The sequence below is a fragment of the Pseudarthrobacter sp. NamB4 genome (genome assembly GCF_005796185.1).
In the GTDB taxonomy this organism is placed as follows: Bacteria; Actinomycetota; Actinomycetes; order Actinomycetales; family Micrococcaceae; genus Arthrobacter.
In genome coordinates this window covers 77184-101971 of the sequence record NZ_VAHM01000015.1, presented here as the reverse complement: position 1 = coordinate 101971, position 24788 = coordinate 77184, and the positions used below count along the sequence as shown (strand labels likewise).

The following is a 24788-nucleotide window of genomic DNA, read 5'->3' as shown; positions in this document are numbered from 1 at the left end:
CGGCCGCAGCACCATGTCCTTCACCCCGTACGGCAGCGGCACGGAACCGGCCAGCTGCAGGATCCCGGTCCCCGCTATCGAGGCCAACCGCTCCTCCACCTCCGCCGGCAAAATCAGCTCCGGATGGAACCCCTCCAAACCCAGCAGGACCGCGGTCATGGTGCCGTGCCCGTGCCCGGTCGCGGCAAGGGACCCATACAAGTCCACCCGCAGCGACGCCACCTGCTCCAGCTTCCCGGAGCCTTTGAGCTCCTCCGCAAAAACGGCAGCAGCCCGCATCGGCCCCACAGTATGCGAAGAAGAGGGCCCAATCCCGATCGAAAACAGATCAAAGACTCCAACAGCCATGGTGGGATTCCTAACGAGACGTGTAATGGGTGGGTAGAGCGTCGCCAAGGCGACATGCGCACGAGGGGCCGGCGGAGCCGGGACAAGCCACTCAGGCGAGGTTTGCGACGCCCGGGTAAAGGGGGTGGGCTGTTGCCAGGGCTTCGACGCGGTGACGGAGCCCCGAAAGGTCCGTGTCGGCGTCGGCCGTTAAAGCCTCGGCAATGATGTCCGCAACCTCGCGGAAGGCAGCCTCGCCGAACCCGCGCGTCGCCAGGGCGGGCGTGCCGATCCGGAGGCCGGAAGTGACCATCGGAGGACGCGGGTCGAACGGCACAGCGTTGCGGTTGACGGTGATGTCGATCGCCGCGAGCCGGTCCTCGGCCTGCTGCCCGTCGAGCTCGCAGTTGCGCAGGTCAACGAGGACCAGGTGCACATCGGTGCCGCCGGAGACCACACTGATGCCCTTGGCGGTGACGTCCGGCTGGGCCAGGCGTTCGGCCAGGATCCGGGCGCCGGCGAGGACGCGCTCCTGCCGCTCCTTGAACTCGACGGACGCGGCGATCTTGAACGCCACGGCCTTGCCGGCGATGACGTGCTCCAGCGGGCCGCCCTGCTGGCCCGGGAACACAGCCGAGTTGATCTTCTTGGCGATGTCGGCGTCGTTCGTCAAAATGATGCCGCCGCGGGGACCGGCGAGGGTCTTGTGCGTGGTGGACGTGGTCACGTGCGCATGCGGCACCGGCGACGGGTGCAGCCCGGCGGCCACCAGGCCGGCGAAGTGTGCCATGTCCACCATCAGGTAGGCGCCCACGGAGTCAGCGATGCGGCGGAACTCGGCGAAGTCCAGCTGGCGGGCGTAGGCGGACCAGCCGGCCACGATCAGCGCGGGCTTGGTTTCCTGCGCCAGGCGCTCCACCTCGGCCATGTCCACGGTGTGGGTGTCCTCCCGGACGCCGTACGGGACCACGTTGTAGAGCTTGCCGGAGAAGTTGATCTTCATGCCATGGGTGAGGTGGCCGCCGTGGGCCAGGTTCAGGCCCATGATGGTGTCGCCCGGCTTGATCAGCGCGTGCATCACCGAGGCATTGGCCTGCGCGCCGGAGTGCGGCTGCACGTTCGCGAACCCGGCGCCGAAGAGCGCCTTGATCCGGTCGATGGCGAGCTGTTCGACGACGTCCACGTGCTCGCAGCCGCCGTAGTAGCGCTTGCCCGGGTAGCCCTCGGCGTACTTGTTGGTCAGCACCGAACCCTGCGCCTGCATCACGGCGACGGCGGTGTGGTTCTCGGAGGCGATCATCTCCAGGCCGTCGCGCTGGCGGGTGAGTTCGTCGTCGATCTTCGCGGCAATCTCGGGGTCCAGCGCGGACAGGTCCGCGTCCAGGGACGGCGATACCACCTGGGCGAATTCTGTCACTGCTGCCGGGTTCACAGTTCGCCGCCGTTGGCCGAGGCGTACTCTTCAGCGGACATCAGGGGGCCTTCTTCGGTGACGGAGACCTTGAAGAGCCAGCCGGCGCCATAGGGATCGTTGTTGATCAGGGCGGGGTCCGAGACTACTTCGTCGTTGATTTCCACTACTTCGCCGGTGACGGGGGCGTAGAGGTCGGAGACGGATTTGGTGGATTCCACTTCGCCGCAGGTCTCCCCCGCGGTCACCGTGGAGCCCACCTCAGGCAGGTCCACGTACACGATGTCGCCCAGTGCTTCGGCGGCCACAGCAGAGATGCCGATGTTGGCGGGGCCGGATCCGTCAGCAGCAACCCATTCGTGCTCGGCGGAGTATTTAAGTTCAGCAACAACTTTTGCCATGTGTATTTCCTTAGGTTGGTTTTGAAAAGTGAGAGAGGGTTTGGCCAAACCCGACATCAAGTGACGGAGGGTTTGGATACACCCGACATCAAGTGATGGAGCGTTACTTTTGGCGCTTGTAGAACGGGAGGGCTACTACTTCGAAGGGCTCCGGCTTGCCGCGGAGGTCGACGTCCAGGGCGGTGCCGGGTTCGGAGTGTTCGACGTCGACATAGGCCAGGGCAATCGGGTAGCCGAGGGTGGGGCTTGGCTGGCCGGAGGTCACCTCGCCCACGACCGTGCCATCCTTGAGGACGGGGTAGTGGCTCCGGCCGGCGCGGCGGCCCAGGCCCTTGAGGCCCACGAGTTTGCGGCCGGAGGTGGAGCCGGCTCCCAGTGCTTTGAGCTCGGCCAGGACCGCCTTGCCCACGAAGTCGGATTCCTTGGCCAGCGAAACCACAGGGCCCAGGCCTGCGGCGTACGGGTTGCCCTCACGCGACAGCTCATTGCCGTAGAGCGGCATGCCGGCCTCGAGACGGAGCGAGTCGCGGCAGGCAAGGCCAGCGGGGATGAGCCCGTGCCCGGCGCCAACTTCCAGCAGGGCGTCCCACAGTCCGGCAGCGTCCTCGTTCGGGATGTAGATCTCGAAGCCATCCTCGCCGGTGTAGCCGGTGCGGGCCAGCAGCAGGTCCTGGCCGTTGATCTCCACCTCAACGGCGGCGTAGTACTTCAGTTCGGTCACTAATGAGTGCTGTTCGGCCGGGACCAGCGTCAGCAGGATGGCTTCGGCGTTCGGACCCTGGACCGCGATGAGGGAGGTTTCAGCGGAGACGTCCTGCACCTTGACGTTGAAGTTGGCGGCCCGCTCGGCAAGTGCTGCGGCGACTACCGCGGCGTTGCCCGCGTTAGGGACCACGAGGTACTTCTCTTCGCCCCGGCGGTACGTGATGAGGTCGTCGATGATGCCGCCGTCTTCCTGGCAGATCAGCGAATATTTTGCCTTGCCCACCGCCGCGGCGGACAGCTTGCCCACCAGCGCGTAATCCAGGAACGGTGCGGCGTCCGGGCCGGTGACCCAGATTTCGCCCATGTGTGAGAGGTCGAACAGACCCGCGGCGTTGCGAACGGCGCGGTGTTCGGCCAGCTCCGAGCTGTACTTAAGGGGCATCTGCCAACCGCCGAAGTCGGTGAAGGAGGCGCCGGCAATCTTGTGCTGCTCGTAGAGCGCGGTGTAGTTCTCAGTCATCGGAAGTCCTTAGTTCTCAAATTCAGAAAGCGGCGGGCAGGAGCAGACCAGGTTGCGGTCCCCTGCGGCACCGTCGATGCGGCCCACCGGCGGGAAGTACTTGTCCTGCCGGAGCGAGGCCACCGGGAAAGCCGCCTGCTCGCGCGGGTACGTCCGGTCCCAGGTGGAAGAGACGACGGCGGCGGCCGTGTGGGGTGCCTTGCGCAGCGGGGACTCCTCCACACTGAAGTCTCCGTTGGCCACCTGGTCGATCTCCTTGCGGATGGTGATCATGGCTTCGATGAAGCGGTCGATCTCGGCCAGGTCCTCGGACTCGGTGGGCTCCACCATCAGGGTGTCGGCCACCGGGAAGGACAGCGTGGGGGCGTGGAAGCCGAAGTCGATCAGACGCTTGGCCACGTCCTCGGCGGTGATGCCGGTCTTCGCGGTGAGTTCGCGGAGGTCCAGGATGCACTCGTGCGCCACGAGGCCGGTTTCGCCGGTGTAGAGGACCGGGAAGTGCTCGTCCAGTCGGGCGGCAACGTAGTTCGCGGCCAGCAAAGCGGACTTGGTTGCCTCGGTCAGGCCCTGCCCGCCCATCAGCTTCACATAGGCCCACGAAATCGGCAGGACACCGGCGGAGCCGAAGCGGGAAGCGGAAATTGCGACTCCGTGGCCGGCTTCGTGTGCGGCCTTGTTCGCGTCTCCCGGCATGAACGGTGCCAGGTGCGCCTTGGCAGCAACGGGTCCGACGCCGGGTCCGCCGCCGCCGTGCGGGATGCAGAACGTCTTGTGCAGGTTCAGGTGCGAGACGTCGCCGCCGAACTTGCCCGGCTGGGCGAGTCCCACCAACGCGTTGAGGTTCGCGCCGTCAACGTACACCTGCCCGCCGGCAGCGTGGATCGCGTCGCAGACCTCACGCACGTCGGAATCGTACACACCGTGGGTAGAGGGGTAGGTGATCATGATCGCCGAGAGCACGTCCTTGTGGGCCTCGATCTTGGCGTACAGGTCCGCGTGGTCGATGGTGCCGTCCGGCGCGGTGGCCACCACAACAACCTTCATGCCGGCCAGGACAGCAGACGCAGCGTTGGTGCCGTGGGCCGAGGCGGGGATCAGGCAGACGTTGCGCTGCTGTTCGCCGCGGGAGTGGTGGTAACCGCGGATGGCCAGCAGGCCCGCGAGTTCACCTTGGGACCCGGCATTGGGCTGGATGGATACCTGGTCGTAGCCGGTGATCTCGGCGAGGTCTGCTTCCAGCCCCGCAATCAGTTCACGCCACCCGGCCGTCTGGGAATCCGGGGCGAACGGGTGAATGGACGCGAACTCCGGCCATGAGATGGCCTCCATTTCGGCGGTGGCGTTCAGCTTCATGGTGCAGGAACCCAGCGGGATCATGGTGCGGTCCAGCGCCAGGTCGCGGTCGCTGAGCTTGCGGATGTAGCGCAGCAGCTGGGTCTCCGAGCGGTGGGTGTTGAACACCGGGTGCTGCAGGTAGCTGGAGGTCCGCAGCACCTGCTCCGGCAGTTCGAATCCGGAACCCGCAACCACGGGACCGGCGCCAAAGGCGACGGCCACCGCGGAGAGGACCTCCGGCGTCGTGGTTTCATCGACGGACACGCCAACTGTGTCCGCGTCGATGAGGCGCAGGTTGATGCCGCGGGCTTCGGCGGCGGTGATCACCTTGGCGGCTTTGCCGGGCACGCGGACGGTGAGGGTGTCGAAGAAGGTGTCGGAAACCAGCTCGCGTCCGGCCACCTGAAGCGTGGTCGCCAGGGCGCGGGCGTTGTTGTGGACGGTTTCGGCGATCGCCTTCAGGCCGTCCGGGCCGTGGTAGACGGCGTAGAAGGAGGAGACGATGGCGAGCAGGGCCTGCGCGGTGCAGATGTTTGACGTGGCCTTCTCGCGGCGGATGTGCTGCTCGCGGGTTTGGAGGGCCAGTCGGTAGGCGGGCACACCGGCGTCGTCCTTGGACACGCCCACGATGCGCCCGGGAAGGGTGCGTTCCATGCCCTCGCGGACGGCCATGTAGGCGGCGTGCGGGCCGCCGAAGAACAGCGGGACGCCGAAGCGCTGGGTGGAGCCGACGGCGATGTCCGCTCCCTGCTCGCCTGGCGGGGTGATGAGGGTGAGGGCCAGGAGGTCGGCGGCGACGGTGACCAGCGCCCCACGCTCCCTGGCCTCGGCGATGACGGCGGACTGGTCCCACACGCGGCCGGAGACGCCGGGCTGCTGCAGGACCACGCCGTTGATGTCGCCCTCGGGCAGGCCGCCCGTGAGGTCGGCGATCTCCACCTCGAAGCCGAGGGCTTCGGCCCGGCCCAGCACAATGGCAATGGTCTGCGGCAGGAGGTCGGCGTCCAGGACGGTCTTGCCGTCCTTCGCGGTCCTGGACTTGTTCGCGCGGCGCATCAGCAGGACGGCTTCGGCGACGGCGGTGGCTTCGTCCAGCAGGGACGCGTTGGCCACCGGGAGCGCGGTGAGGTCCTGGACCATGGTCTGGAAGTTCAGCAGCGCTTCGAGCCGGCCCTGGGAAATCTCGGGCTGGTACGGGGTGTAGGCGGTGTACCAGGCGGGGGCTTCGAGGATGTTGCGGCGGATCACCGGCGGGGTCACGGTGTCGAAGTAACCCTGCCCGATCATCTGAACGGCGGTCTTGTTCTTGCCGGCAAGCTTGCGGAGCTCACCGAGGACCTGGACTTCGCTGAGGGCGCTCTGGAGGGTGAGCGGCTTGTCCTGGCGGATGGAATCCGGGACCGCGCTGTCCACAAGGCCATCAAGGCTGTCGTAGCCAACGGCCTTGAGCATGGTGTCGATGTCGGACTGGCGGCGCGCGCCGATATGGCGGTCTGCGAAGGTGGTGGGGGACGAATGAACCGTCATGAGAGGAACTCCATAATTCAGGTGGCATATGCTGCCACTTTGATTCGGGTTCCTCCCCGCTCTGTATTGGACCTGAGAGTTTTGTAGTGCCCTGCTGTTCAGCAGCGCGCCACTTGCACCGTCGGTGAGTCCGGTTGCCCGGACTGCTTTCCAGAGTTGCCTTGCCGCGGCGGTACGTGGGCCTGAGAGATTCCTGGGGAGGATTTGCTCCTACGGCGCCTGCAGAACGTACCGGCAGGACTCTCCCGCCGCAGATCATAAGCACGTGCCACTGGTCGGTGACACGGCTCACACCATACCCGGTTACGGTGCGGGATGCAAAATTGCACGCCACTTGAGGCGGACGTACGACGACGGGAAGGCACCGCCGTCGTACGCCTCGCCTGCAGCAAAACGTTATGGACTGCCCCGTCCGCAGGCTGGCTTATGATTCCCAAAGCGACTCCGGCCACCCATGGAAAGAGGTAGCAAGCGTGCCCCCAAGCCAACCGCCAGGTACCGACCGCACCGAGGCGAACACCAGCCCCCTGTCCGTCCTCCCCGAGGATGCCGATTCCGCGCTCCTGGTCGGCCGGATCTGGGACATGGAGACGTCCGGCCCGCGCGTGGTCGCGGTCCAGGGCGATGACATCTTTGACCTCCAGCCTCTCGCCGGAACGGTCTCGGAACTCCTGGAACGTCCCGCCCTGGTGGCCGATGTCCGTGCCGCGATGACGGCTAAGCGGTGGACGGCGTCGGAAGTCATCGAAGCCTCCCTGCAACGCGACAGCACCCGGCCCCATCTGCTGGCACCAGTGGACTTGCAGGTCATCAAGGCCTGCGGCGTGACCTTCGTGGACAGCATGATCGAGCGGGTGATCGAGGAGCGCTGCGGCGGCGACGTGAGCCGGGCGCAGCAGACCCGGGAACTGGTGGCGAAGGCGCTGGGCGGCAGTATCGCCGCCATCCGCCCGGGCTCCCCCGAAGCAGCCGAGGCGAAGAAGGTGCTGATCCAGGAAGGGCTGTGGTCGCAGTACCTTGAGGTGGGCATCGGCCCGGACCCTGAAGTGTTCACCAAGGCGCCCGTGCTGTCCTCGGTGGGGCTCGGTGCGCAGGTGGGAATTCCCTCGTTCTCGCACTGGAACAACCCGGAACCGGAGCTGGTGCTGGTGGCGACGTCCGAGGGCTCGGTGGTGGGCGCCATGCTGGGCAACGATGTCAACCTGCGCGACGTTGAAGGCCGGAGCGCCCTGCTGCTGGGCAAGGCGAAGGACAACAATGCATCCAGCGCGCTGGGCCCCTTCATCCGGCTGTTTGACGGAGACTTCAGCCTAAACACCCTCCGCGACGAGGAGATCCTGCTGCGGGTGGAGGGTGAAGACGGCTACGTGCTGGAGGGCCGCAACTCCGTGGCCAGGATCAGCAGGCCCTTTGAGGAACTGGTGGCGGCAACCCGCGGGCGGCACCACCAGTACCCGGACGGTTTCGCGCTCTACACCGGCACGCTTTTCGCACCGACGCAGGACCGGGACGAGCCGGGTCAGGGCTTCACCCACCATGCGGGAGACGTTGTGACCATCAGCAGCCGGCACCTTGGCTCGCTCATCAACCAGGTGGGCCGCACCGAGGAACTGCCGGAATGGTCGTTCGGGCTGCGCCAGCTGTTCGACTACCTGCACCGGCAGCGCCAGCTGGCCGGATCCGCGCCTGCCAAGGCCTAAGCGCCGCGCTTATTGCGTATCGGCGATGGGCAGGCTGCTCAACGGCGCGTAGGAGAACCAGCTGATGTAGGTGTTCCGGTTGATCCAGGGGATCAGCATCCCCACCAGGGCTATGACAAGCCCCGCTACCGGCAGGAGCGCGCCCGGGAGCCGGGTCCGCTTCGGTGTGGGATGTCCTTCAAGCGCGTTGTTGTCCCCCATGCAGCCGAGTCCAGCCCGGCCGGAAGCGCCTGCCGGGAACAAGTGCGCCCCCTATCCCGTTGGCATCCCTACGACCCGCGGCGCACTCAGAGTGCGGCAGCACCCCAACGAAAGGGATCAACATGGTAAGGGCCATCTGGAACGGAATAGTAATCGCCGAATCCACGGACACCGTGGTGGTGGAGGGCAACCATTACTTCCCGCGCGACGCCGTCAACGCCGGCTACCTGCGGGACAGCGACCTGTATTCGGTCTGCCCGTGGAAGGGCAGGGCCAGCTATCACACGCTGGAAGTGGACGGGAAGCTGAACGTGGACGGCGCCTGGTTCTACCCCAATCCGAAACCGCGCGCGAAGCAGATCGAGGACCGGATCGCGTTTTGGCGCGGAGTGACCATCGAGGACTAACAGAGTCCTTGCCCAAGGCGATAACTACATAAAGCAAGCGGACGACGGCGAGACCACCCGCCGTCGTCCGCTTCCGCTGGCGGGTGGTACGGCAGGGGTACCGGCCGCAGATCCCGGACGGTAGCGTGAAGAGCAGGCCAATGCCATTCGAGGAGGAATCCGGCATGGAAGTCGTCACCATCGAAACGCCCCAGCTCGGCGACCGCACCTACCTGGTGCATGACGGCGAGGTGGGCGTCGTCATCGATCCCCAGCGGGACACGGACCGGGTGGACAAGGCGGTGGCGGACGTCGGCGTGCGGATCAACCACGTTGCAGACCCGCAGGCGGGTGAACCATGGGGTCCGTAGTAATTTTCGCTCCGTCCCCTGTCCTGACCGTCACGGTGGAGGAAGTGGACGGCACCCCCGACATCCACATCCACGCCGGGGGCCAAGGGGTCTGGCAGGCCCGCATGCTGAAGGCCCTGGGCGCTGAGGTGACCATGTGCGGGGTCTTCTCCGGAGAAACGGGACGCATCCTGAAGCACCTGATTGACGACGAAGGAGTAACGGTGCTGCCTGTTTCCGGCGAAGGGAACAGCGGGGCCTACGTGCATGACCGGCGCAGCGGCGAGCGCGATGTGGTGGCGGAATCGCCCGGCCACCAACTAACCCGCCACGAGCTGGACGAACTTTACGGGCTGACGCTGCAGGCGGGAATGAAGGCGGAAACCGTGATTCTCAGCGGCACCGGCCGGGAGGATTCGGTGCCGCCGGACATGTACCGGCGGCTCACTGCCGACCTGCGCACCGCCGGATGCACCGTCGTCGCCGACCTCGCGGGCGAGAGGCTGAAGGGAATCCTGGCCGGGAAGCCGTCAGTGGTGAAGATGTCCGACTCCGAGGTTGTGGACACTGGCCGTGCCAGCGCTTCGGAAACAGACCAGTTGATTGAAGCGATGCACGCCCTCGCGGCGGAGGGCGCGGAATCGGTCATCATCACCCGCGCCAAGCTGCCCTCCCTGTTCCTCAGCGACGGCGAGATCAGCGAAATCCACGTCCCGCAGTTTGAAGCGGTGGAAACCAGCGGCGCCGGCGATTCGCTCACCGCCGGCGTGGCCGCCGTGCTGGCTGACCACGGAAGCCTGCACGATGCCGTTGTCCTGGGCACGGCGGCCGGCGCGCACAACGTCACGCGCCACGGCCTGGGTTCCGGCGAGGCGTCGGCGATCCGTGAAGTGGCCAAGCTCGTGAAGATCGTTCCGCTGGATGACACGAGTGAAGACGAACCGGCAGAACAGCTGAGCCCCGATGAGCTGGCACGAAAGGTCAGGAAATCATGAACAAATCCACGCGTGTCCTGATTACCAACGACGACGGCATCGGCTCCCCCGGCCTGCATGCGTTGGCTGCCGCGGCAGTGCGCGTGGGTCTGAGCGTGGTGGTGGCCGCCCCCGCCTCCGAGGCCAGCGGCAGCAGCTCCTCGATCACTGCAGTGGAAGAAGACGGGAAGATCACGATAGAAGAGCGCCAGCTGGAGGACCTGGACGGCGTTGAAGCGTACGCCGTCCACGGCGCACCGGCCTTCATCTCCATGATTGCCACCCACGGCGCGTTCGGCCCCCCGCCGGACATCGTCCTGTCCGGCGTCAACCGCGGGGCGAACGTTGGACGGGCCATCCTGCACTCAGGAACCGTTGGAGCGGCGCTCACCGCCGGCATCAACGACGGACGCGGCATGGCGGTGTCACTGGACACGGGCATGCATCCAAAGAAGATCCACTGGGACACAGCCGCGCGGCTGGCCACCGGCCTGCTGCCGTTCCTGATGGAGCAGGAGGCGGGAAGCGTCCTGAACCTTAACGTCCCCAACAGTGCCGGGCCGGACCTGCCGGAGTTCCGCACCGCCACGCTGACCAGGTTCGGCATCGTCCAGACCACCCTCGCCGAACGGGGGCAGCAGCACGTGCGCCTAGCTATCGCGGACACCACGGAAACGCCCGATCCGCGCAGTGACGCGGCCTTGCTGGCGGCGGGCTACGCCACGGTTACTGCCCTCCAGCCGGTTACGGGAACGGCGCTGCCGTCCCTTGACGCCCTGCCGCAGGCGGCCTCACAGGCTTAGGGCAGCTATCAGGCGCGGCGCGTCACAGTGTGGCTTTTTCCTCCTCCGCCAGCCGGATCATACGCAGTTCGTCCTCAACGGCACGGGCCGGCCAGTAGTCCTTAGCCAGTTCATCCGCCCACACCCTGTCCGCCGTCGGGAAAAGCTTCGGGAGCAGTCCTGCCGCCTCAAGCAGGGCGATCAGGGCCAGCGTCCTGGCATCGGGGCCTTTGGCGGCAGGCTTCGCGGTGGCAGCCGCACCCTCCTCAGGGGAGCCCGGCCCCGCGTCAGTGGATTCAGGCACCCGGGGAGCAATCCGAGTATCAGTCAGCGCCGCCTCGAGCTTCTGCAAGAGGGCGGCTTCCGGGACATGGTCCTTCTCCGGGTACCGCATTGTCCGGAACAGCCCCAGGTGCTTTTCCCCGACCTGCTCCACAATGCCCAGCGATGCCATCGACTCGTAGACCCGCTGCACCTCGGAACGACCCTCCAGCATGGAGACCCACCGCCGCGGCGTGTGCGGCCGTGATTTGTGCCGGATGAGGTCCAATTCGCGCTGGAAGTCGGTTTCGGGGCTGGTGCCGGTATCTCTAACGTGTTTTCCCCGGAGCTCGATCGCGCCGATCCGCTCCAGCTCGGCCAGTATCGCCCCTGCCAGGGTGGTCCTGAGCGCGAACACGGGTATTTCGGGTTTGCCGTCACTGTCGTTCGTTGCCAAAAGGAGGAAGGCCTGGGGAAGGTTCAGCTCTTCAGCCTTGGGTAATTCCGCGTTCATAGCACTATCGTGCGCGCGTCCTCGAGCTACCACAATGGGCTCTTTAAATGGCCGAAGACGAGGCCCTCACCGTCGCTGTGCCCCTTTCCTGCCCGCCCGGCGACAAGGCCGAAAGACATGCCAATCCGTCAGTTTTGCTGATGTGTATTGTGCAGAAAACTTTGCTTTTTCTTATGCCTGTACAGATCCATACTGGGACACAGGCACATTTGCCGGCCTGCCGCACCCGCCCATAGATTCGGACCGAAGAAGCAACGATGAAGAAGCGTATCCTCCGCCACCCGTTCCTCAGCAGCCCACACTCCCCGGAAAGCCGCGAGGCGAAGACCGGCGAGCATTGCCCAGTCACGGGCTGGTGGGCGCCTTCCGGCGAGGAAGCAGACGCGCATTTTGTGACGGAAGGGAGCATCATGCCGTCCCGCCAAGGGGGCTCCACGTCCTGGGCGCTTGCCGCAGGCAGGATGGAAGCGGCGCAACTGCAGTCTGCATCAGCGGCAGGAGGAGCCCAGTGAACACGTACGGTCCTGACTGGAACCAGGACGGCTGCGAGGATGACTGCCACTTCTGCGACGGCCCGGAAACGGACTAGGTGGCCACTTCCGTCCGGAGAGCAGGTCAGCGCCCGCGGACGGTAGATTTGGTTCGGTGATTTCCATTGACCGGGACGACCCCTCGGGCGGCGATGTCCACCAGCTCCTCAGCGAACATCTGGCGGACATGTTCGCCACGTCCCCTGCCGAAAGCGTCCACGCGCTGGACCACTCCGCGCTGTCCGAGCCATTTATCACCTTCTGGACGGCCCGCGAGCACGGCGATCTGCTGGGCTGCGGCGCACTCAAGCTCCTGGATTCCGCATCCGCGTCCCCCACGCACGGGGAGATCAAGTCCATGCGCACCACGGCAAGTGCACGGGGACGGGGTGTGGCCACCCTGATGCTCAGCCATATCCTCGACGACGCCCGCGCCCGGAACCTTGAGCGTGTCTACCTTGAAACCGGCACCGAGGACTACTTCGCTCCCGCGCGCCGCCTGTACCTGCGGCACGGCTTCACCGAGTGCCCGCCGTTTGCCGACTACTCCCTGGATCCGAACAGCGTTTTTATGGAGCTGCGCCTGTAGGTGGCCTGCTGGAAGTAAAGCGGACGACGGCGGGAGGTCCCGCCGTCGTCCGCTTTCTGTTTGTGGGGCTGGCTTTCCAGCTGATCCCGCTGGGACTGCTAGAACTGCCCGGTGGGGCCGGTGTCCTTGACTTCGCCTCGCCAGCCGCCGGTTTCGGTGCCGCGCGATTCGATGAAGTCCTTAAACTTACGCATGTCGGCCTTGACCTGCATCTCGTCGATCTTCAGGGCCGCGCCTGCCTTTTCAGTGGCTGTTTCCGGCGCCCATTCGAAGTGGACTTTGACCTTCGTGTGATTGGCATCCAGCGGCGTGAACCTGATGATGCCGGCATGGGACTTGCCGTCGGTGCTGCGCCAGGCGATCCGGTCGTCAGGCTCCTGGTCAACTATTTCGGTGTCGAACTCTCGCTTAACGCCGCCCACCTTGGTGACCCAGTGGTTGGTGGTATCGGTCAGCTGGGTTACGGATTCGACACCGGACATAAACTGCGGAAAGGATTCGAACTGGGTCCACTGGTTGTACGCGGTCCGCACCGGGACAGCCACATCCACGGTCTCTTCAACGTGTTCCATCTGCTTCCTCCTCATGACGGGCGGCCGCAACGGCAGACCGGCAGCACGGCATCCTGCCAGTCAGGCAGCCGCCACATCTGCACGATAAGTCCGGCGGCTAAGCGTGTCCAGACCTTCGGAGGTACGGCGAACGCCGTCACCGCCAGTAGTTGGTGACTTTCCCGGACCCGTCCAGCCTTATGGAGCTTCGGCTCTAAGAAGCGGCCGAAAGGGCGCTGTCTTTGCTTAGGATGTCCGGATTTCCAGTTTCACTGGGATGGCGCGGCGGATTGCATCGTCCACGGGGCAATGCCGCAGCCCCCACTCGACAATGTCCCGCGCTGCGCCCTTTACGCCGGGTCCCACCCGGACCGTGACCCGCATGCTGGCCGGGCCGGCGGGGACCTCCTCGGCGATGCCGAGAATGCCACGGTCATCGGATTCGCTGTCTACCTCAACTTCCAGGCCCGTCAGCTCGATCCCCTGCTCCGCGGCACGCATCGTGATGAGAGTGGCGACGCAGGAGGAGTACGCAGCGCGGAATAGCCAGCCCGGCGAGGGGGCTGATCCGCTTCCGCCCACTCCGGTCACCATGTCGGTGACGACGGATGAACCGTCAGGGCCCGTTACACGAATCCGGAGCCCGTCCTCCACCACGGCGGTAGCTGTGGAGTCGCGGTAGCGGGCCTCGTCGGGGTGGGCGGCCAGGTAGGTCCTGGCGGACGTGATTGCTTCAGCTATCTGTGCCTTGCCCATGTGCTTGCCTCCATGTTCTGCAGTCCTTTGCACTTGCCTTGCCTCCGCCGCACTGCGAGCGGCGCCGAGGTGCTCTAATGCTGGACCTGCGGAAACGGGCAGGCAAGAGGAGCGCGGCGCGGTGTCTGGAAGAAGGAAAACGGAAGGGACGACGGCGCAAACCTCCCGCCGTCGTCCGCTTCCGTTTGGTGCCTAGGAGCTGAAGGGGACCTTCTCCCAGCTCAGGACGTCCGCGCCGCCGGCGCTGTTGGCGGCCACCGTGAACCGCACGTAGTTGGTGGCGTTGGCGGAGCCGTCCACGGTGATGCGCTGCAGGTCGTCCGCGGCTGGCTGGCCGTAGATGTCCAGCCAGGGTGAGCCCTCGGCGAGCGGCTGATTCTCGGCGAAGACGTGGCTGTCGCCGTTGATCAGGTAGACCGGGGCGTCGAAGCTGTTGGTTTCTTCGACGATGCCCTGGATGATCTCGCGGAAGCCTGAGACAACCTCCGGGTTGGCGGAGGCCGCATCCAGCAGGTACGGATCGAACATGTCGGCCTGGGTCATCAGGACCACGGCACGGTCGTTGCGGCGTTCAGCATCGGCGAAGGTGTCACGGATCTGAGCCAGGACAGCGTCCGTCCGGTACTCAACCTCGGCCACCTGCTCCGGCGTGGCAGTGGTTTCGCCCAGACCGGTCCACGGCTGGAGGGAGTTGTTGCTGCCCTGGATGTTCAGCACGGAGAAGGCCACCCGGTTCTGGGTGAAGCGGACGTTCTCGGGGAGACCGAGTTCCTCCTGGGTCTTGACCGGCATGGTGGCGCCGAGGGTCTTGCCGGGTTCGTTGAAGAAGACCTCCCGCAGCTTGTCCAGCCGCTCCAGCGGGTTGTAGGCGCCGTTGTTGGGCCGGTGGCAGTCAACCCACTCGTTGTCGCCGGGGGTGAAGACCAGCGGGTGGGTGAAGGTGTCGAAGTCGGCGCGGATGTTGGCGAAGTACTCGTCGGAGCAGACCGAGGAGCCGTTCTTAATGTCGCCCACATGGGTGACGAACTTCAGGGCACTGTCCGCGTTGATGTCCTGGATGCGGGAGGGAAACTTCGCAATCTCGGCGTCGCCGTAGGGGATGTCGCCGATGACGCCGAAGGTGAAGGCGTCGCTGGTGTTGTCAGCGGCTGAGGCGGGCTGGGCCGCAAGGAGGCCGAGCGCCAGGACGGCGGCCGCCGTCGTCGTCGTTTTCATAGTCTTTGAAGGCATGGGGAAGGTCCTGTTTCTGGTGGTTTAGGCGTTGCGGGCGGTGAGGAACTGTTGCAGGCCGGCGAGGTCGTCCGTGTTGATGTGGTCCACGCCGGCGTCGGCGAGTTCGGTCCAGAGGGCGTCGCGGGCTGCGCCGGGCTGGTCCGGGGCGGCCCAGAAGCGGACGCGGTAGCCGCTGGCGTGTGCCTCGGCCACGTAGGCGTGCAGCTTCGCGCGCTCGGCCTCGGGAATGGGGCCGACACCCTGCCAGCTGAAGAGCCTGTTCCAGTTGTCACTGACCAGCGGCATCAGCGCTGCCGGCTTGCTGGAGGTGAGGTCGGCGGAGCGGCCGTCGTAGAAGCTGAAGGCCTTGTCCTGGGCCTGCATGGTGGCCAGCGGGCGGTTGCCGCTGATGACGGCCGTGACCGGACCGGCCTTGGTAGTGCCGTTGGTGTAGCGGCTCATGATGTCGCGGTGCTCGGCCAGTTCCTGCTCGATGGCGGCGTAGGTGGCCTCGCCACCGCTCTTGATGTCGATCAGGAGCTGCAGGCTGCCGTCCCAGTGCGGGTAGACGTTGTGGCCCGGCTGGCTGCGGACCAGGTCCTGCAGCGGGTCCAGGTAAAGGCTCTCGAGCGTGATGCCCGGCTTCACGTCCTCCAGGTCATGGGCCACCAGCAGTTCGCCGTCCACCAGCCACACATCAGCTTCGACGCTGGTGAAGCCGTGTTCCAGCGCATCAAACAGGGGGCGCTCATGCTCATAGTCGTTGTGAGCGTGTGCCTGGGCCAGCGGCCGGCCGACGACGACGGGAGCGGGCCTAAGTGCCTCGGCCTGGCCAGGTGCCGCTGCGGTTCCGGTCAGGGAAGCCAGGACGGCGACGGTTGCGAGGGTGCGTTTCACGAACAAGAAGTACTCCTGGTAACAGCGGGTATTGTTCACAGCGCAGGGGATGCTGCTGGGCTGCCCCAGAAGCCTCTCTTCCGCCCACAAATGGAAACAATCGGGCTGGTGTCGGGCTGGTGAATAGCAGGCATCGCCAAAGGACGGAAGGACAGCTCCGATCACCGCGATTGCGGAACATCCGCATGATTCGCATTGTTATACAGGGTGATGATGACTCTTCAGGACATGGACCTGACCACACTTTCCCCCGCCCGCTTGTGGGTCCCCAAACACGTGATGATTACGCATGCTGCGGCGGATTTGCCCCATACCGCGGAGATCATCAGACGCTGCGAGCGGGCAGGAGTGGACGACATCCGGTTCATGCCCGGAAACGCGCTGACAGGTCTGCGCGGTGCCAGTGACCGCGAAACGTATGCCTCCGCAAAGAACACTTTGGCGGTAGTCGTGGCCCCGCCCAGCGCCCTGAAGCCGCAGCCGATTCCGCCGAGCGCTGACTGGAGGATCGACCTGGCCAAGGGCTGCCCCGCTCACTGCCAATACTGCTATCTGGCCGGCTCCCTGCAGGGTCCGCCTGTGACCCGCGTGTACGCCAATATTGAGGACGTGCTGGACGGCATCCGCACCCACGCCGGCAGAGGGTCCGTCACCAGCGGGACCGTCGATCGTGGTGATGAGGGCACGACGTTCGAACTCTCCTGCTACACGGACCCCCTCGGAATCGAGAGCGTCACCGGCTCGCTTGCCGCCGCCATATCCCGAGTGGGGGCTGGTGAGTTCGGGAGCGACGTGCAGTTGCGGTTCACCACCAAGTTCGACGACGTCGCCAAGTTGGTGGCCCTCGACCATCGGCGCAGAACCCGGATCCGGTTTTCAGTCAATGCAGCGGAAATCGCCAGCCGCTTTGAAGGCGGGACCGCGCGGATGCCCGCCCGCCTTGCCGCCCTCCGTTCGGTGGCGGGCGCAGGCTATCGAGTCGGCCTGACCATCGCACCTGTCATGCCTGTTCCTGGCTGGCGGGAGCAGTACGGCGCGTTGCTCGATGACGTTTCCGAGGCAGTGGCCGGCATCGATGACCTCGATCTCACCGCCGAGATCATCACACACCGCTTTACCCCCGCGAGCAAGGAGGTGCTGCTGGGCTGGTATCCGCGGACTAAGCTCGAAATGGACGAGGATTCGCGGAGCCAGAAGCGTTCGAAATACGGCGGCGTGAAGTACGTGTACCCAAAACAGACCATGGCGGAGATGCGCCAGTGGTCCACGGAAGAGATGGAGCGGCGTTTCCCGGCTGCCCGGCTTCTTTACTGGACCTGAGCTCTAACCGCATGAGGTCCGTGTCGTAGACCATCGTAAACGGCTCGTCAGGGCTTTATTACGATTCAATAACTAGTAAGTGTCCTTACTTATGACTTGCTCAGGTGCTGCAACTATGAGAAAGCCTCTAGAGCTGCACTCCCTTAATGGGATGTCACTGTTGGGCTGGGGCCAACTTTCAATACATTCATAGGGAGAACCATGAGAACACGTAAACTGCTCGCAGCAGGATCCGCCGCCACACTCATCGCTGGCGGTGTTTTTTTGAGCGCCGCGCCCGCGTCAGCGGATAATTCTTCTACGGACTGCCTGTCCGCGCAGGGTGCATTCACGGCCGCGTTGAACAATGTTGAACTTAACGCCGGCCTTAAGGTTGAGCTCGCCGTCGCGCTGCAGAATCTGGTAGACGCACAGGAAACACTGGAACTGCTCCGTGTGAACGGCACGCCGACCCGTGCTGACATTGAGGCACAGATTGCGACCGAGCTTGAGGACACCCGGCTCAAGGTACCGCAGCTGCCCGCCATCCAGGCGCTCATCAACGCAAACGCGAAGGCAGACAGCGCGGTGGGCCAGGCACGGGCGTTGATCGATGCCGCAGATGATGGTCCCCTGGACCAGGCAACCCTGGAAGCACTGGCAGCCGCCGGTGTAAAGCCGGAGCTATTCCTTCTCGCCCCGCTTCTAGAGGCAGCCGAGTTGGAAGCAGCTGTAAATGCAGCTGTTGGGGCCGAGCTTCCCGTGGGCCTCAGCCAGGGGCTGGTGGATGCTTTGCTGCTCGACATCAACAATGGCGACGATGTACTGAGCGTCGCCAGCGTCACCACGCTGGCGGCGCTCGGCATCGAGGTCAAGGATTTTGAAACGCGACAGTTTGACGTAGCCGCAATTGGGGTCGAACTGGATGGTGTGGTCACGGTAGAGGAACAGGAAGCCGCACTGGCCGTGCTTGCCGCACTGAACGCCGGCGACATTGCGGCAATCCTGGAAGCGGACACTGCTCTCGAAGTACTCACTGGCGAAAACCTGGACTTCACGGCCCTGGTAAACCTGCAGACGCAGCTTCTGAAGGCCCAGGCCATTCTCGATGCGCAGGCTGATCTTGGCGCGGCGGTCGCCGCAGTAAACGGTCTCCGGGTTCAGCTCGATGCGCTCGACATCGATGTGCTCGACCTGAAGGCACTCTTCACCACAGCAATTGAAGCGTGCGACGGCGGCAGCGCTATTGGTGGAGGCCTCGATAATGACGGTAACGGCGGCGCTTCAGGCGGAGCCGGGAGCACGGACGGTGCTGCAACCGGCGGCGCTAACGGTGCAGCCGGCGGTACAGCAACCGCGGCCCTGGCCTCGACCGGGGGTGCAGCAACAACGGCCGCAGGCGCCAACGGAACCAACCGCGGAATGAATATTCAGACCGCCGGAACGGCTGCCACCACGGACCCTGCCGGTATCGGAGCATTCCTGGCCGGCATCGGATTCATGGTTGCAGCAGCCGGAACACTGGCTACCCGTCGGATTCGCACCAGCTAATAAGCCCCTGACAGGTACGGGGGTGCCGCTCCACCGGACAGCACCCCCGTACCTGCGGCAACCACGGGAGAGGCCGTTAATCGATGAATGACACCGAGCAAGAGCACAACGTGCCAGCCGAGAAAGGCCGCGGCACACCGCGGGTAGCAATCGGCGCCGTCGTCGCCGTGCTGTTCCTCGCCCTGACTGTCTTCGGAATCATGCTTTCCGGACCCGGCGCCTCCCCGACTTTAACTGCTCCTTCCACGCCGGCGTCGCAAAGCTCCGCAGCTGGGACGGTGACAGCGGCGCTGCCGCCGGTGTCTTCACCACGGCAGCTCTCCATCGAGTCGGCGAAGATCAAGGTTCCTGTCCTCCCACTGACACCCACGGAGTCGGACCTGGCTACGCAGTCACTCGTGCCTCCCGAGACCTTGGATGGATACTGGCTTACAAACTATGGGACGCCGGGAGCAGAATCCGATAACACCGTGTACATCACAGGGCATAGTTGGGAGAACCGCGACAGCCCGTTCAACCGGCTCAGCTCCGACGTCGAAGTGGGGAACACCGTCACGCTGACCACCGACCAGGGGACGATCGACTATGTTGTGGATACCGTCACTACCCACAACAAGGACTCCTTGAAGGACTCGGACATTTGGAACATTGTTCCCAACCGGCTAGTCCTGATTAGTTGCTACACGGAGGATCTTTGGGGGAAGAACGTTATCGTCACGGCGCTGCCGGCAGTGCGATAGTGCGATAGTCCCAGAGTGGGTACAAGCTGCTGGGCCGGGGCCAGCAGCTGCCGGAGACCGGTTGACGGCAAGGTGCTGAAGCAGGGCCCGAATCTATCGGAGACCTGACGTCACACAACGCGACGGCCTCCTGATTCGGGCACACAACGCCCTACCCTTGACAGGTGACATTCACTAAGATTCGCACCGCCGCCGCGAGCTCCCTCGCCGCCGCAGGTCTCCTGTTTTCCCTTGCCGCCTGTTCCGCTCCGGCCACCCAGCCAGCCGCCTCCGACCCCGCGTCCACGGCAACGGCCTCAGCCACCGCAACCGCTTCAGCCAGTGCCGCCGACTCCGGTCCCTGCGACGGCGTGAAGCTCATCGTCGATACGGGCGCGCTTAAGCAGTCCGCAGCTGACAAGAACGTGTGCGTGCCGGTGGACGGCCCGACTCCCGCCTCCAAGGTGCTCGAAGAAGCCGACGTGAAGACCGAAGGCACCGAGCAGTACCCCACCGAGATTGTGTGCCGCGTGAACGGTGTGCCCGCCGCGGACTTCGACATCGTGCACAAGGGTGGCACCTACCGCGAAGAATGCAAGGGCATGACCGCCGCCTTCGCCTACTGGTCCCTTTGGATCAAGTCGGACGGCGGAGCCTGGGAATACGCCCAGGAAGGCGTCTCCACCCTGCAGGTGAGCCCGGGCCAGAGCCTGGAACTGCTCTTCACGGTCGACGGCGAACCGGCCGCGCCCGCGGCATGACCTTCCGACCCGCGCCGTTGCGCGCCGGCGCTGCCCTCGCCGTCGTGTTCATCGCGGCGCGGGTCGTCTACCGCGTCCTTTTCAACGGCGCGGGCATGGGTGAGCCGCTCCTGCTCGATCTGCCGGCGTTGCGGCTGCCTGCCCCTTACGCCCATGTGGTCTTGCTTGGCCCTGTCTCGGGACAAGGCCTGTGGGAGGCGGTCCTGTCCGCCCTGCCGATTGCCGGCATGATCCTCGGTTTCGGCCTGCTCAACGCGCTGGTGGATGTGGCCCGCGGATTCGTGCACCTGGCCCGCCGCGGCCCCCTACAGGGCCTCGCCCGGGCGCTGGTAGTGGCGTGGGCTGCGCTTCCGGCGCTTTCCGACGCCGTTGCCTCCGTACGCCTGGCGTTCCGGTTGCGGGGTGAACGCTTTGGGCCCCGCGCCCTGGTGCCCGTGCTCGAGCGCACCCTTGAGCATGCGGCCCGGGTTGCCGCGGCCTTGGAGTTGCGCGGCTTCGGGAGCCGGGCGGCATACCGCTTTAGGAACGACGACGACGGTCCGCTACTGGTGCGGGACGCGCACTTCCGCATCGGCAACGCGCAGGTGGACGTTGCGGACTTCACGCCGTCGAGGGGATCAATCACAGTCATCACCGGGCCGACAGGCTCCGGCAAGTCCACCGTCCTGCGGGGCATCGCCGGCCTGCTCTCGCACGTGGATGGTGGCGAACTCTCCGGCACGGTCCGCGTCGCCGGAATGGACCGCGCTGCCGCGCCGCCGCGCGACACCGCCCGCGCCGTCGGGGTCGTCCTCCAGAATCCCCGGGCCACCTTCGCTACCACTCGGGTCCGGGAGGAAATCGCCCTCGCCCTTGAGCTGCGGGGTGTGCCATCCGCTACCGCCAAGGCGCGGGTGCTGGAGGTGGCGGAGCATATTGGCATTTCAGGGCTGCTGGACCGGAACGTCAGCACCCTCTCGGCGGGTGAGGCCACGCTCGTCGCCATCGCCGCGGCCGTGGTGGACCGTCCGGCCCTGCTGTTGGCCGACGAGCCCCTGGCCGACCTGGACACAACAGCCCGTGCTCGCGTCATCGCGGTACTTGATGCCCTCGCGCGTGACGCCGGCGTCTGTGTCATCGTGGCGGAACACCGGGCGGAAGCGCTCGTACCTGTTGCCGACTCGTGGTGGACCATTGACGACGGCGCCCTGGCGCCCGGTGCTGCGCCGTCGCCTTCGCACCCAGTCGACACCGGTCCAACGCCGGCACAGCTAACGGACCTCCCGCCCGTGCTGACTGCGACAAAGCTTGCGGTGCACCGCAAGGGCAACCCCCTCGTGCGCGAAGCATCCCTGACCCTGCACCGCGGCGAAGTGGTCGCCCTCGTTGGTCCGAACGGGGCCGGGAAGTCCTCCCTCCTTGTAGCGCTTGCCTTGGGCGACACAAAAACGTACGACGGCGGCACGGTCACCGGCGGCCAAGTCGCCCTCGTGCCGGACGCCTCGGACGACCTCTTTACCCGGGACACCGTCGCGGGAGAGTTGCGTGCGGCGGAACGGCGCCTGGGACGCGGAAAGGGGGGCGCGCAGCCTGAGCCAGGCTTCGCAGCTGCCCATCTCGCCCGGTTACGGGGTGACGTCACGATCCCCATCGGCCACGAGCATCCGCGCGACCTCTCTGCCGGTGAGCGCAGGATCCTCGCCATCGCGCTGCAGACTATGGACAACCCCCAGGTCCTCCTGATCGACGAGCCCACCCGCGGACTCGACCCGGCGGCACGCACAGCCGTCGCCACAGCTCTAAAAGCCGCGGCGGACGCCGGCGCCGCGGTCCTGATCGCCACGCATGACCATGACTTTGCCCGTGGCCTCGGTCTACGGATCCTCCCGATGCGTGACGGCGTCGCACCTTCTTACGAGACAGAAGCCGCCCCGGCTAATGCCGCCCCCGCACAGCTTGCCATCGCGCCACGGTTCCCGGCCCCAAAGTTCGTCGACGAACCAACTGACGCTCACAGCGAGAAGAAGCCCCAGCGCCTTCGGATGCCGCGCGGCGTCGAGCTCGCAGTCCTGGCAGCCGCAAACCTCCTGGCCCTCAGCGCCTTCTGCTGGCCGCTGCTCGCCGCAGCCCTCCCCCAGGACGCGGCCGCGGCACTCCCCTACGCGGCGCTGGCCATCGCACCCATCGCCGCCGTCGCCATCGCCGTGTCCCTGGACGGCTCGGTGCGTTCCGCACACATGGTGGCGTTGCTCGGCGTCCTGGCCGCCGTAGGTTCCGCGGTGCGGGTGGCGAGCAACGGCGTCGGGGGTGTGGAAGCGGTCTTTATCCTGCTGATCCTGGCAGGCCGGGCGTTCGGTCCCCGTTTCGGCCTGCTCCTCGGGGCGGCCACTATCGCCGTCTCCAGTGCCTTGTGGGGCGGGATGGGACCGTGGACGCCGTTCCAGATCTTCGCCTGCGCCTGGGTGGGCGCCGGCGCCGGCCTGCTCCCCCGCCGGGTGCGCGGGAAGGCAGAACTGTGGATGCTGTGCGGCTACGGCGCCGTGGCGTCCTACCTGTTCGGCCTGCTGCTCAATCTGTGGTTTTGGCCCTTCGCGGTGGGCGCCGGCACCGGCATCTCCTACCAGCCTGGCGCGCCGCTGGCCACCAACCTCAGCAGCTTCCTGCTTTACTCGCTGGTGACGTCAACCGCCGGCTGGGACACCCTGCGCGCGATCACCACCATCATCGGGATAGCTGTAGTGGGCCGGGCCATCCTCGCCGCACTCAGGCGGGTGAAGCCGGTCTCCAGCTCAGGCGGAAGCGCTGGCGGAAGCGCCAGCGGTCAAGCCGCGAAGGCCCAGCCCGCACAGGCCAAGGACGGGCTACAACTCAGGGCCTGAGGACCCCGCAAAGTAGTGGCAGGACCCGTGATCATGCATCGATTCTGCATGATTAGCTGCAAAATCTTGCGCTTTTCTTGGCGCCATTGTGATCCTAGTCTCATCATTGCAAGCTCTTCAACCATCAGAGTCATCCTTGTCCGATTCAAACCGGGCAGGCAGCATCGGGATGCTGTCCCACTGGACAGGGCATCCCACTGACGGTCTTCGCCCTCGCGAAGGAAGAGCTGTTCCGTGCCCGTGAATGGTGCTTCGATGGCCTGAAACCTGGGGAGGTATCCTCATCGAAGCACCGCTTTCGGGCATGGGGCAGCGCCTGCAACTTTGCCGGACCAGTGCAAGGCCATCTGGAGGGAAGGCCTGGCACTCAGTACCCCTACCAAAAGGAGTGTCCATGTCAGGAAACAAAGCCGTCGCCTACAAAGAACCCGGTGTCGTCGAAATCATCGACACCGACTACCCGACGTTGGAACTCAAGGATGGGCCCGGCGTTAATCCGGCCAATGTGGGCAGAAAAGTACCCCACGGCGCGATCCTGCGTACAGTGACCACCAACATCTGCGGCTCGGACCAGCACATGGTGCGGGGCCGGACCACGGCTCCCAAGGACCTGGTCCTTGGCCACGAAATCACCGGCGAAGTGGTGGAGGTCGGGCCGGACGTGGAGTTCATCAAGGTGGGAGACATCGTCTCGGTACCTTTCAACATCTCCTGCGGCCGTTGCCGGAACTGCAAGGAGCGCAAGACCGGCATCTGCCTGAACGTCAACCCGGACCGCCCGGGCAGCGCCTACGGCTATGTGGACATGGGCGGCTGGGTGGGCGGCCAGGCGGAATACGTGCTGGTCCCCTACGCTGACTGGAACCTGCTCAAGTTCCCGGACCGCGACCAGGCCCTGGAAAAGATCATGGACCTGACCATGCTTTCCGATATCTTTCCCACCGGCTTCCACGGCGCCGTCACTGCCGGAGTGGGCGTCGGATCCACCGTTTACATTGCCGGTGCCGGCCCGGTGGGCCTCGCAGCCGCCGTGGGCGCGCAGCTGCTTGGTGCCGCCGTCGTGATTGTCGGTGACATGAACGAAGACCGACTGGCTCAGGCCCGCTCCTTCGGCTGCGAAACGGTGAACGTCTCCAACGGCGATCCGAAGGAGCAGATCGAGCAAATCCTGGGCGTCCCTGAAGTGGATTGCGGTGTCGACGCCGTAGGGTTCGAAGCCCGGGGGCACGGCAAGGACGCCTCACACGAAGCCCCGGCCACCGTGCTGAACTCCCTTATGGACATCACCGCCGCGGGCGGGGCCCTGGGCATTCCCGGCCTGTATGTCACGGGCGACCCCGGTGGAATCGACGACGCCGCAAAGCACGGCTCCCTGTCGCTGTCCTTGGGCACCGGATGGGCAAAGTCCCTGTCCTTCACCACCGGCCAGTGCCCTGTCATGTCGTACAACCGCCAGCTGATGATGGCCATCCTGCACGACAAGGTCCAGATCGCGAAGGCAGTAAACGCCACAGCGATCCCGCTTGAGGATGCGCCGCGCGGCTACGCCGAATTCGACGCCGGCTCGGCAACGAAATTCGTGCTGAACCCGAACGGATACGTCAAGGCCTAGAACCCCAGTTGATGGGGCCGGGGACTGCGAGCAAACACCATCTGGTGCAAGCCTCGCCG

The 24788-nt window shown here is 65.5% G+C and carries 23 protein-coding genes, 1 pseudogene and 1 riboswitch; of the genes and pseudogenes, 13 read left to right on the top strand and 11 right to left on the bottom strand.

Annotation, left to right across the window (positions count from 1 at the left end; genetic code table 11):
* The 5 genes from FDW81_RS14370 to gcvP all read right to left on the bottom strand — a co-directional run.
* On the bottom strand, positions 1–348 hold a 348-nt coding region (locus FDW81_RS14370; protein WP_305004154.1), incomplete at its 3' end, for a serine dehydratase beta chain.
* A 91-nt stretch (positions 349–439) separates the two neighbouring features.
* Positions 440–1759, bottom strand: a complete 1320-nt coding sequence (gene glyA / locus FDW81_RS14365; RefSeq protein WP_138134887.1) for a serine hydroxymethyltransferase — start codon at positions 1757–1759, stop codon at positions 440–442.
* Positions 1756–2139 (bottom strand): glycine cleavage system protein GcvH, encoded by a 384-nt coding sequence (gcvH, locus tag FDW81_RS14360; RefSeq protein ID WP_120692540.1) that lies wholly within the window; start codon positions 2137–2139, stop codon positions 1756–1758. The genes glyA and gcvH overlap by 4 nt, the downstream gene beginning before the upstream one ends.
* A gap of 103 nt (positions 2140–2242) precedes the next feature.
* Positions 2243–3364 (bottom strand): glycine cleavage system aminomethyltransferase GcvT, encoded by a 1122-nt coding sequence (gcvT, locus tag FDW81_RS14355; protein WP_138134885.1) that lies wholly within the window; start codon positions 3362–3364, stop codon positions 2243–2245.
* Positions 3365–3373: 9 nt separating this feature from the next.
* Positions 3374–6226, bottom strand: a complete 2853-nt coding sequence (gene gcvP / locus FDW81_RS14350) for an aminomethyl-transferring glycine dehydrogenase (RefSeq protein ID WP_138134883.1) — start codon at positions 6224–6226, stop codon at positions 3374–3376.
* Positions 6227–6386: 160 nt separating this feature from the next.
* A riboswitch (glycine riboswitch) is annotated at positions 6387–6484 on the bottom strand.
* 326 nt (positions 6485–6810) lie between these two features.
* On the opposite strand from gcvP, the gene FDW81_RS14345 reads away from it, so the two are divergent.
* The gene (locus tag FDW81_RS14345) at positions 6811–7926 is read left to right on the top strand and encodes a fumarylacetoacetate hydrolase family protein (RefSeq protein ID WP_240720298.1); all 1116 of its coding nucleotides are present in this window, start codon (positions 6811–6813) and stop codon (positions 7924–7926) included.
* A 9-nt stretch (positions 7927–7935) separates the two neighbouring features.
* Here the strand turns inward: FDW81_RS14345 and FDW81_RS14340 are convergent, their stop codons facing one another.
* Positions 7936–8127, bottom strand: coding sequence for a hypothetical protein (locus FDW81_RS14340; RefSeq protein WP_138134879.1), 192 nt, complete (start codon positions 8125–8127; stop codon positions 7936–7938).
* 122 nt (positions 8128–8249) lie between these two features.
* Between FDW81_RS14340 and FDW81_RS14335 the strand changes: the two genes are divergently transcribed.
* From FDW81_RS14335 to surE, 4 genes and pseudogenes are all read left to right on the top strand, one after another.
* Positions 8250–8534, top strand: coding sequence for a DUF427 domain-containing protein (locus FDW81_RS14335; protein ID WP_138134877.1), 285 nt, complete (start codon positions 8250–8252; stop codon positions 8532–8534).
* 164 nt (positions 8535–8698) lie between these two features.
* Positions 8699–8854 (top strand): annotated as a pseudogene (locus tag FDW81_RS14330) (MBL fold metallo-hydrolase); the annotation flags it as partial.
* Between the two features lie 17 nt (positions 8855–8871).
* A complete protein-coding gene (locus FDW81_RS14325) occupies positions 8872–9858 on the top strand; it encodes a 1-phosphofructokinase family hexose kinase (RefSeq protein ID WP_138134875.1) in 987 nt (328 codons plus the stop codon).
* Positions 9855–10640 (top strand): 5'/3'-nucleotidase SurE, encoded by a 786-nt coding sequence (surE, locus tag FDW81_RS14320; protein WP_138134874.1) that lies wholly within the window; start codon positions 9855–9857, stop codon positions 10638–10640. Before FDW81_RS14325 ends, surE begins: the two co-directional genes overlap by 4 nt.
* Positions 10641–10662: 22 nt before the next feature.
* Here the strand turns inward: surE and FDW81_RS14315 are convergent, their stop codons facing one another.
* Complete coding sequence (locus FDW81_RS14315) at positions 10663–11394, bottom strand: GPP34 family phosphoprotein (protein ID WP_138134873.1); 732 nt, start codon at positions 11392–11394, stop codon at positions 10663–10665.
* Between the two features lie 257 nt (positions 11395–11651).
* On the opposite strand from FDW81_RS14315, the gene FDW81_RS14310 reads away from it, so the two are divergent.
* Together FDW81_RS14310 and FDW81_RS14305 are read left to right on the top strand one after the other, a co-directional pair.
* The gene (locus FDW81_RS14310) at positions 11652–11906 is read left to right on the top strand and encodes a hypothetical protein (protein ID WP_205754621.1); all 255 of its coding nucleotides are present in this window, start codon (positions 11652–11654) and stop codon (positions 11904–11906) included.
* Positions 11907–12039: 133 nt separating this feature from the next.
* Entirely contained in the window at positions 12040–12513 is a 474-nt protein-coding gene (locus FDW81_RS14305) for a GNAT family N-acetyltransferase (protein ID WP_138134872.1), read from the top strand.
* 98 nt (positions 12514–12611) lie between these two features.
* Here FDW81_RS14305 and FDW81_RS14300 read toward each other — a convergent pair whose 3' ends face one another.
* From FDW81_RS14300 to FDW81_RS14285, 4 genes are all read right to left on the bottom strand, one after another.
* Positions 12612–13085, bottom strand: a complete 474-nt coding sequence (locus tag FDW81_RS14300; RefSeq protein WP_138134870.1) for an SRPBCC family protein — start codon at positions 13083–13085, stop codon at positions 12612–12614.
* Positions 13086–13310: 225 nt separating this feature from the next.
* The gene (locus tag FDW81_RS14295; RefSeq protein ID WP_138134868.1) at positions 13311–13820 is read right to left on the bottom strand and encodes an OsmC family protein; all 510 of its coding nucleotides are present in this window, start codon (positions 13818–13820) and stop codon (positions 13311–13313) included.
* A gap of 192 nt (positions 13821–14012) precedes the next feature.
* The gene (locus FDW81_RS14290) at positions 14013–15050 is read right to left on the bottom strand and encodes a metallophosphoesterase (protein ID WP_138134866.1); all 1038 of its coding nucleotides are present in this window, start codon (positions 15048–15050) and stop codon (positions 14013–14015) included.
* Positions 15051–15074: 24 nt separating this feature from the next.
* On the bottom strand, positions 15075–15935 hold the full coding sequence (locus tag FDW81_RS14285) for a phosphatidylinositol-specific phospholipase C/glycerophosphodiester phosphodiesterase family protein (protein WP_138134864.1): 861 nt from the start codon (positions 15933–15935) through the stop codon (positions 15075–15077).
* A 207-nt stretch (positions 15936–16142) separates the two neighbouring features.
* On the opposite strand from FDW81_RS14285, the gene FDW81_RS14280 reads away from it, so the two are divergent.
* The 6 genes from FDW81_RS14280 to fdhA all read left to right on the top strand — a co-directional run bounded on the left by FDW81_RS14280 (position 16143) and on the right by fdhA (position 24729).
* Entirely contained in the window at positions 16143–17249 is a 1107-nt protein-coding gene (locus tag FDW81_RS14280; RefSeq protein WP_205754620.1) for a spore photoproduct lyase family protein, read from the top strand.
* A 201-nt stretch (positions 17250–17450) separates the two neighbouring features.
* A complete protein-coding gene (locus FDW81_RS14275; protein WP_138134862.1) occupies positions 17451–18779 on the top strand; it encodes a hypothetical protein in 1329 nt (442 codons plus the stop codon).
* A gap of 110 nt (positions 18780–18889) precedes the next feature.
* Positions 18890–19519 (top strand): class F sortase, encoded by a 630-nt coding sequence (locus FDW81_RS14270; protein WP_240720296.1) that lies wholly within the window; start codon positions 18890–18892, stop codon positions 19517–19519.
* Positions 19520–19683: 164 nt separating this feature from the next.
* A complete protein-coding gene (locus FDW81_RS14265) occupies positions 19684–20259 on the top strand; it encodes a hypothetical protein (RefSeq protein ID WP_138134858.1) in 576 nt (191 codons plus the stop codon).
* Positions 20256–23117, top strand: a complete 2862-nt coding sequence (locus tag FDW81_RS14260) for an ATP-binding cassette domain-containing protein (RefSeq protein WP_138134856.1) — start codon at positions 20256–20258, stop codon at positions 23115–23117. Before FDW81_RS14265 ends, FDW81_RS14260 begins: the two co-directional genes overlap by 4 nt.
* A gap of 394 nt (positions 23118–23511) precedes the next feature.
* On the top strand, positions 23512–24729 hold the full coding sequence (gene fdhA, locus FDW81_RS14255) for a formaldehyde dehydrogenase, glutathione-independent (RefSeq protein WP_138134854.1): 1218 nt from the start codon (positions 23512–23514) through the stop codon (positions 24727–24729).
* Positions 24730–24788 lie beyond the last annotated feature (59 nt).